Source organism: Bradyrhizobium pachyrhizi, assembly GCF_001189245.1.
Taxonomy (GTDB): domain Bacteria; phylum Pseudomonadota; class Alphaproteobacteria; order Rhizobiales; family Xanthobacteraceae; genus Bradyrhizobium; species Bradyrhizobium pachyrhizi.
Genome location: NZ_LFIQ01000088.1, coordinates 31,199 through 33,615 on the forward strand (window position 1 = coordinate 31,199; position 2,417 = coordinate 33,615).

General features: G+C 67.5%; 2 protein-coding genes. Both read left to right on the forward strand.

Going from position 1 to position 2,417, the window contains the following annotated elements:
- Positions 1 to 337: 337 nt before the first annotated feature.
- Positions 338 to 1,489 (forward strand): putative lipid II flippase FtsW, encoded by a 1,152-nt coding sequence (ftsW, locus tag AKL29_RS20505; RefSeq protein ID WP_050385393.1) that lies wholly within the window; start codon positions 338 to 340, stop codon positions 1,487 to 1,489.
- A gap of 35 nt (positions 1,490 to 1,524) precedes the next feature.
- On the forward strand, positions 1,525 to 2,417 hold an 893-nt coding region (locus tag AKL29_RS20510), incomplete at its 3' end, for a UDP-N-acetylglucosamine--N-acetylmuramyl-(pentapeptide) pyrophosphoryl-undecaprenol N-acetylglucosamine transferase (protein WP_244482226.1).

Consider the following 2,417-nt stretch of genomic DNA (forward strand, 5'->3'; position numbering starts at 1 on the left):
GGGACGCATGACGCGCAAGAGGCGTCCAACGCTCGGTGTCGTCCCTGCGAAAGCAGGGACCCATAACCACCGACGCTGATTGTTGCGCGATGTTGGAACGACGAGTCGCTTCAACAGCATCCGCCGCGGAGTATGGGTCCCTGCTTTCGCAGGGACGACGCGCGGAAGGAGCCGTGGGCTCTCATTCTCTCCGGTGTCATGCCCCGCCCATGCGGGCATCCAGACAGCTGTGCTTGAGGCGCCAATCCACCTCCCTCAAAAGTTACCCAACCCGTTAACCCCTTGGAAACCATCCTGCGCCACGAATGGACGTTATCTCTGCCATCTGGGGACGCCCATGCTCGCCCGTGACCAACGCACCCCGTTCTCGGACTGGTGGTGGACCGTCGACAAGCTGCTGCTTGTGGCGATCGCCGCGTTGATGCTGGCCGGCGTCATCCTGTCGCTGGCGGCGAGCCCACCGGTGGCGACCCGGATCGGGCTCGATCCGTTCCACTTCTTCAACCGCCACGTCATGTTCCTGGTGCCGTCGCTGATGGTGCTGATCGGCGTCTCGTTCATGACGCCGCGGCAGATCCGGCGCACCGCGCTGATCGTGTTCGCGGTCTCGATCGTGCTGATCGTGCTGACGCTCTTGGTCGGGCCCGAGGTCAAGGGCTCGCGGCGCTGGATCACGCTGCTCGGCGTCAACATCCAGGCCTCCGAAGCCGCAAAGCCCTCCTTCGTCATCGTCGCGGCCTGGCTGTTTGCGGAATCGACCAAGCGGCCGGAGATGCCGGCGACCTCGATGGCGCTGGTGCTATTGCTGACGCTGGTCACGCTCTTGGTGATGGAGCCCGACTTCGGTCAGACCATGCTGATCCTCACGGTGTGGGGCGCGCTGTTCTTCATCGCGGGCATGCGGATGATCTGGGTGTTCGGGCTCGCCGGCGCGGCGGGCGCGGGCCTGTTCGGCGCCTATCTCCTGGTGCCGCACGTCGCCGGTCGCATCAAGCGCTTCATGAATCCCGCCTCCGGCGACACCTTCCAGGTCGACACCGCGATGGAGGCGTTCTGGAACGGCGGCTGGTTCGGCTTGGGGCCGGGCGAGGGCATCGCCAAGCGCAGCCTGCCGGACAGCCACACCGACTTCGTGTTCGCGGTCGCGGCGGAAGAGTTCGGCATCATCCTCTGCTTGATGCTGGTGGCGCTGTTCGGTTTCATCGTGATCCGCACGCTGACCCGCGCCTATGCCACCGAGGACATGTTCTCGCGCTTTGCGGCGTCGGGGCTTGCGATCCTGTTCGGCGTGCAGGCGACCATCAACATGGCGGTTAACCTGCAACTGATTCCGGCCAAGGGCATGACGCTGCCGTTCATTTCCTACGGCGGTTCCTCGTTCGTGTCGCTTGCCTATGGCGTCGGCATGATGCTGGCGCTGACGCGGCAGCGGCCGCGCACCGAGATCGAATCGATGGAGGGCGCCAGCGCTCAGCGCGCCTACGCGTAGGTGACTGTGACGGTCGTGTCGGTTATCTGGAAACCATGGACAACGCGCCTCTGATTCTGCTGGCGGCCGGTGGCACCGGCGGCCATCTGTTCCCGGCCGAAGCGCTCGCCGTGGAATTGATCAGGCGTGGCCTGCGCGTCCGGCTCGCCACAGACGGCCGCGCGCTGCGCTATTCCGGCCTGTTCGGCAGGGAGAGCATCGACCTCGTGCCGAGCGCGACCGTGCGCAGCCGCAACCCGATCTCGCTGGCGCGGACCGCGCTGATGCTTGGCTACGGCACGCTGATCGCCGCCAATCTGGTGCGCCGGCTGAAGCCCGCGGCCGTGGTCGGCTTCGGCGGCTATCCAACCTTGCCGCCGCTGATGGCGGCGCGGCTGCTCGGCGTGCCCGGCATCATCCACGACGCCAATGCGGTGCTCGGCCGCGCCAACCGTTTCCTCTCCGGCCGCGTCAACGCGATCGCGACCTCGCTGCCCGGCGTGCTCGATCGCGATCCCGCGCTTGCCGGCAAGGCCACCACGGTCGGCACGCCGATGCGTCCGGCGATCCTCGCGGCGGCCGCGGTGAAATACACGCCGCCCGAGGCGAACGGGCCGCTGCGCCTGCTCGTCGTCGGCGGCAGCCAGGGCGCGCGGGTAATGAGCGATATTGTGCCGCCGGCGATCGAGCAGCTCGCGCCCGCGCTGTGGAGCCGCCTGATCATCACCCAGCAGGTGCGCGAAGAGGACATGAATCGGGTGCGCGCGGTCTACGACCGGCTCGAGATCAACGCCGAGCTCGCGCCGTTCTTCGCCGACCTGCCGGCGCGCCTCGCCTCGAGCCAGCTCGTGATCTCGCGCTCCGGCGCCGGCACGGTCGCCGAGCTCGCCGCGATCGGCCGGCCCTCGATCCTGGTGCCGCTGCCGGGCGCGATCGATCAGGACCAGTT

Bases quoted from the DNA above. Each gene is read 5' to 3' on its own strand.
- ftsW (WP_050385393.1), top strand. From the start codon at position 338: ATGCTCGCCCGTGACCAACGCACCCCGTTCTCGGACTGGTGGTGGACC.